Genomic DNA, 5,371 nt, shown 5'->3' with positions numbered 1-5,371 from the left:
ACGGAAAGCGGCGGGCTTTCGGGCTATGACGCGGGTAAGAAGGTCAAGGGCCGCAAGCGCCATATCGTGACGGACACCTGCGGCTTCCGGATCTTTCTCCTCGTTCATGCCGCCGACATCCAGGACCGTGATGGGGCGGTTGATGTTCTGGCGGCAATACGCAGGCGCTTTCCCTGGCTGCGCCACATCTTTGCTGATGGCGGCTATGCTGGCAACAAATTGCGATCCGCGCTCGCCTCCATGGGAAAATGGACGGTCGAAATCATCAGGCGGTCCGATACGGCGAAGGGCTTTCAGATCCTGCCGCGCCGCTGGGTGGTTGAACGGACATTCGCCTGGCTGGGACGGTGCAGGCGGCTCGCCAAAGATTGGGAAAAGTCCATTGCGTCCTCAACCGCATGGACATTGATTGCCTCGATCCGAATGCTCACACGACGGACTGCAAAGCATTGTCAGGGTTAAAGAACTTTCGAATCAGGCTCTTAGGTTTCGGATCAGTCATTACCCATCTCCTTTTGCATGACTTTCACACACGCATAAGAGTCGTCTGAAGTGTTACCGCATGATTGTCATGCGCCTGAGAGTTTACCTTCCGCTTCACCTATGCCGGTATATCAACACCATGCGCCACCTGATCCTCGCCGCCGTCCTGATCGGCACAATCCCAGCCGCCAACGCGGCCCCATCCTGCCCCGGCGACACAGTGGTGTGGGTCAACCAGAACACTGGCGTCTACCACCTGCCGGGTGATCGCTGGTATGGGCACACGAAACATGGCGCGTATGAGTGCGAGAGGCAGGCAGAAGCCGATGGTGCCCACCGTTCTGGCGTGCGTGGGGCACAACACAAGACCGAAACTGCTCGGCACCGAAAGCAGGGCAGGGCGTCCAACACCATCGAGGACCAGGTAGATAACGCCAAACCTACCAGCAGCGTCGATAACCCTTTCTGATTTCGCCCTTGTACTTTTTCCAGTAATATGCATTATTCAGGACATCATGCCCTGAATACGACCACCAAGCCGCCCGTCCGAGGCGGCTTTTTTGTTGGATTTCCCATGTCCCTGTCGCTCATGAACGCCGAAACCGCCATCGGTTCGATCGGGCGGCTGTGGGCATCTGCGCCCGTTACCATCGGCAGCCTGACGCTAACTGGCATGGAAGTGCCGAACCTGATCCGCGATGGCGGCGAACAGCAGTTGGCCGTCCACAAACTGCCCGGTGGCGGAAAGATCATCGACGCGGTGGGCAACGACCCCGACCGGCTGGAACTGTCGGGCACGTTTGTCGGCCCGACTGCGTATGAGCGCGCGTTGCTGCTCAAATCTATGCGCGTTGCCGGACAACCGGTGCAGTTCACTGGTGCGGGCCTGTCACTTCTGGTCAAGATTGTCCAGTATTCATACGATTTCCAGCAGAAGGGCATCGTCATACCCTACCGGCTGGTGCTGGAACAGCCACCGCAGACCGGCGCGACGGCTTCTGGTAATTCATCCGCCCTGTCCGCCCTGATCGGGTCTGATGCGGCTTCTGTCGTTTCATCCATCACCGGTGCCGTGAGTGATGTAGCCACCATTACAGGCAATATCGCGGGCCAGTTATCCACGGTTGTGGGGCAGGTGACGCCGATTGCCGACATGGTTGGCGCTGGCGGCCTGTTTGCTGGCGTGCAGGATAATCTGTCGGTGGTCGGCGGCCTGTCTGGCGCGGGCGTCAATCTGGCCTCGACCCCGGAAAGTGCTGCAAGGCTGCTGACCGGCCTGGAAGCAGCTGGCACTGGCCTGACAACTGGTATCAGCCAGACAGGCGCGAACCTTGAGGGGGTGAGCCTGAACGGCGCGGCTGGTCTATCCACCCTGACCCAGAATGCGGAGTTGCACAGCGCATCGGTCACGTCCGGCGCACTGGTCAATCGCGCCTATGCGAACACCCTGACAGCCACGGACGGCACCCAGAACGGGCCGCTAGTTACGGCGCAATAGGATCATCATGGCAACCACGATCAAGGTAACGGCAGCGGACATGTCGCTGTATCACGTTGCGGCGGCGCAGCTTGGGGATGCAACGCAGTGGTGGCGGATTGCGCAATTGAACGGTCTGACGGATCCCGATCTGTCCAACTTCCTGACGCCAGTTCAGATCATCCTGCCGACCGTTGATGCATCACTGGCGAGCGGCGTGCCTGGGGTGTCGGCATGAGCGAGACAATCAGCGTTACGGCGCACCGCAAGCAGCCGATATGGCGCGTGCCGCGCGCCCGGCTTCTGGTCAACGGAGCTGAAACCACCGTCACCTTGCTGGAAGAATTCACGCTTACCCGCACCCGATACAGCCGGGCCGATACACTGGATATGACGCTGGCGCTGGACCGTACCCAGATCGCCACGGGCGGCCTATGGTTTGATCTGGCGGCATCATCGAGCGGATCCGCGCTTCCTGATATCGACATCACCTTGCAGATGCGCGACGAAGCCCGGACCGGCGCACAGTGGACGACCATGTTCCAGGGCATCGTGGATCATGTCGAATGGTCCACGGCAGAAACGTCCGTACACATCCAGTGCCGCGACTACCTGGCCAAGCTGCTGGATATGCGCGTGTTGTCGGGCTGGATGAACATGACCGGCGCGGATGTGGTCAAGGCAATGATCGCCGATGCGGGCCTGACGCCCAACGTAACCATGACCGATGGTATGGTGGGCCAGTTCTGGCAGGTCGAACACAAACGGAAGTCCGCCAGCAGCCACAGTCGGTTTCAGACTGCGTTTGACCTCGCCAGCTATCTGGCGAACATGACCGGCAGCGACCTGTATGCGGATGGGAAAACTATTGTCTGCGCGCCGTATCCGACTGCCGACAAGAGCAACACCCACACGCTGGATTATAGCGACACCGGCCCGCTCAATCCGATCCAGATGGGGGCAAGTGGCCTGCGCTTTACGAGGGATTACCAGATCGGAAAGGGCGTCGTGGTCCACGTCACGGCATGGGACAGCCGCCAGCGCAACCGGGTGGAGTATTACTGGTCTGTGGAGGGCGGATCGACCAAGAAAGCGGAAAGCACTGGTAACGTTCACAGCTTCACGTTGCCGGGCGCTCGCCTTGATCTGGTGCAGCAGTATGCCCAGCAGAAATATAACGAAATCGTGGCGCATGAGCGCGTCATCAGTGGCCAGATACCAGGCCGCATCACGCTGGCCCCGCGCCAGTTCATGCAGATCACCGGCACTGGCACGACATGGGATGGCACGCTTGATGTGGACGCGGTCAGTAGCCGCTTTTCGTGGTCTGGCGGATTCACACAGCAGATTACCTTACGCAACCGCGATGTGACGAAGGACGAAGATAATGGCTGACATGCGCATGGTGGGTTCCAACATCGCGAATGCGCAGGCGCAACCGGAGTTTGGCATCGTCAGCGCGGTAGACCCGGTAAACCATGCCGTGAAGGTCATGACCCAGCCGTCAGACATCGAAAGCGGCTGGCTGCCCTGGGCCGCCATGCAGGTCGGCAGCCTGCGCATCGCCTGCCCGCCCGATATCGGCACGCATGTGCTGGTCGTGCATGTGGAGGCGGACGCGGAACACGGCGTGGCCGTCATGCCGGTGTATGACGCGGTGGTCATGCCGCCCGCATCCCCCGCCACCGGCAGTCCGGCACAGCCCGGCGAGATGCTGATCATGGCCGGGTGCGGCGCGCCGCCGGGCAATGGCGAAACCACGCCGGGAAACGCCACGCAGAACGCCCCGTGGTGGCATATCACGAAAGACACGATCTACAGCGGGGCCGGGAACGCCACGGAAACCCTGACCAATGGCGGCAAGGCGTGGAAGGTCGGCGGCGTGGCCATGACGCTGGATGGTAACGGCCTGTCCGTCACTGGCGGCCCCATCGCCACGGATAAGGACATGACCGCGCAGGGCACCGTGACGGGCCAGAAGGACGTGATCGCGAACGGCACGTCCGGCCACAGCCACACCCACCCGGTCACCGATGCGCCAGGCACCACGGGCGCGCCGTCATGAGCGCGCTGTCCCATACCATGGGCGGTGACCTTGACCTGTCGGGCACCGGTGGTGTTGCCGTGGTGACGGGCGCGGACCAGACTCGGCAGGCGCTGCTGCGCCGACTGTGCACCAATGCGGGCGCGTATATCTGGCAGCCCGATTACGGCGCGGGCCTGCCCGCCCGGGTCGGCACGGTGATGGATGAAGCGGGCATCCGCGCCCTTGTGCTGCAACAGATGCAGGCAGAGGCCGGTGTGGACCAGACCCAACCCATCACGGTCACGATCACCAGCCCGAAAACCGGGGCTTATCTTCTGTCCATATCCTACACCGATGCCACCACCGGCGCGGTGCAGGAACTGACACTGAGCACCTAAATACTGTTCAGGCTTTCTCGCTTGCCTCCAAGCCTTTTGCGATCAGGCGGCGGATGGCTTCGGCCTCTGACGGCAGGCGGTTAGCAAACCGATAGTCAGCAATCGCCTGTGCCATTTCCTTTGGCATTGATACCAACTTCTGGGTCGTTTTTTCTCGGTTGATGGCCATGAGGGTTAGATAACCTATAAAACCTGTTGCGCGCAAGGTTTGTATGGTTATATAACCAACGGGCGGCAACGGAAGGTGAGATTTCCGAAACCGCCCTAACCACACCGAAACGGAGCTTCGGACATGGCTGATACTGCCAATAGCATGACTCTCATCACTCCTTCTATGGTTGAGGGTGAACTCCGCATCCTTGATACTGATCTGGCCACGCGCCTCGGGTTTGCAGATCCTCGCATGGTCCGCAAATTGATCGTCCGTCACGGCGGCGCGCTTCGCGCCCTTGGAGTTGTTTCCACGGTGGAAATAACCTCTGGTGCCAAGGGCGGACGCCCCGGAACCGCATATTACCTCAACCGCAAACAGGCCATCTTCATCACGGCTAAATCCGAGACAGCGACAGCAACCGATATCACGATTGAAATCATTGAGTGTCTGACCGAAAATGAGTTGAGTGATTTCAGCGGGTTATGATTCATGGGTTTGCAAGAACCTGATGAGATCAAGATGGCCTGGACTGAAATCACCCGAGCGCAGTATCAAAGGGACGACCTGGAATATGCAAGCGACCTGCGCGATGCGGAGTGGGCGCTGATTGCGCCGCTGATGCCCGAGAAGAAACGGCTGGGCAGACCACGACGTACGGATTTGCGCCGGGTCATGGAGGCGATCCTCTATATCGTCACGACCGGCTGCCAATGGCGGCAGTTGCCCCGGCACTTTCCGGCCTTCACGACCGTACAGGGCTATTTCTACCGTTGGATCTGCGAGGGAAGATGGGAAGCCATGAACCATATTCTCGTGATCCTGTCGCGTGAGCA

At 60.2% G+C, this 5,371-nt stretch carries 10 protein-coding genes; 9 read left to right on the top strand and 1 reads right to left on the bottom strand.

The genetic code is table 11. The features are described 5' to 3' along the window. From GEU01_RS19245 to GEU01_RS19215, 7 genes are all read left to right on the top strand, one after another. A partial coding sequence (locus GEU01_RS19245) for an IS5 family transposase (protein WP_019087360.1) occupies positions 1-462 on the top strand: 462 nt, incomplete at its 5' end. Between the two features lie 160 nt (positions 463-622). Further along, on the top strand, positions 623-952 hold the full coding sequence (locus GEU01_RS19240) for a hypothetical protein (RefSeq protein WP_026018887.1): 330 nt from the start codon (positions 623-625) through the stop codon (positions 950-952). A 105-nt stretch (positions 953-1,057) separates the two neighbouring features. Continuing rightward, complete coding sequence (locus tag GEU01_RS19235) at positions 1,058-1,981, top strand: hypothetical protein (protein ID WP_026018886.1); 924 nt, start codon at positions 1,058-1,060, stop codon at positions 1,979-1,981. Positions 1,982-1,988: 7 nt separating this feature from the next. Continuing rightward, positions 1,989-2,198 (top strand): hypothetical protein, encoded by a 210-nt coding sequence (locus GEU01_RS19230; RefSeq protein ID WP_019087358.1) that lies wholly within the window; start codon positions 1,989-1,991, stop codon positions 2,196-2,198. Further along, complete coding sequence (locus GEU01_RS19225) at positions 2,195-3,355, top strand: hypothetical protein (protein ID WP_019087357.1); 1,161 nt, start codon at positions 2,195-2,197, stop codon at positions 3,353-3,355. The genes GEU01_RS19230 and GEU01_RS19225 overlap by 4 nt, the downstream gene beginning before the upstream one ends. After that, on the top strand, positions 3,348-4,025 hold the full coding sequence (locus tag GEU01_RS19220; protein WP_019087356.1) for a phage baseplate assembly protein V: 678 nt from the start codon (positions 3,348-3,350) through the stop codon (positions 4,023-4,025). Before GEU01_RS19225 ends, GEU01_RS19220 begins: the two co-directional genes overlap by 8 nt. Next, entirely contained in the window at positions 4,022-4,384 is a 363-nt protein-coding gene (locus GEU01_RS19215; RefSeq protein WP_019087355.1) for a tail protein, read from the top strand. Before GEU01_RS19220 ends, GEU01_RS19215 begins: the two co-directional genes overlap by 4 nt. 7 nt (positions 4,385-4,391) lie before the next feature. Here the strand turns inward: GEU01_RS19215 and GEU01_RS26530 are convergent, their stop codons facing one another. Then, positions 4,392-4,553, bottom strand: a complete 162-nt coding sequence (locus tag GEU01_RS26530) for a hypothetical protein (RefSeq protein WP_019087354.1) — start codon at positions 4,551-4,553, stop codon at positions 4,392-4,394. Positions 4,554-4,676: 123 nt separating this feature from the next. On the opposite strand from GEU01_RS26530, the gene GEU01_RS19205 reads away from it, so the two are divergent. After that, entirely contained in the window at positions 4,677-5,024 is a 348-nt protein-coding gene (locus GEU01_RS19205) for a hypothetical protein (RefSeq protein ID WP_157212894.1), read from the top strand. Between the two features lie 33 nt (positions 5,025-5,057). Then, the coding region (locus GEU01_RS19200; RefSeq protein WP_026018885.1) for a transposase at positions 5,058-5,371 on the top strand (314 nt) is incomplete at its 3' end.

Origin of the sequence: Komagataeibacter europaeus LMG 18890 (assembly GCF_000285295.1) — a bacterium.
In the GTDB taxonomy this organism is placed as follows: Bacteria; Pseudomonadota; Alphaproteobacteria; order Acetobacterales; family Acetobacteraceae; genus Komagataeibacter; species Komagataeibacter europaeus.
This window is presented reverse-complemented; position numbering and strand designations above follow the sequence as displayed.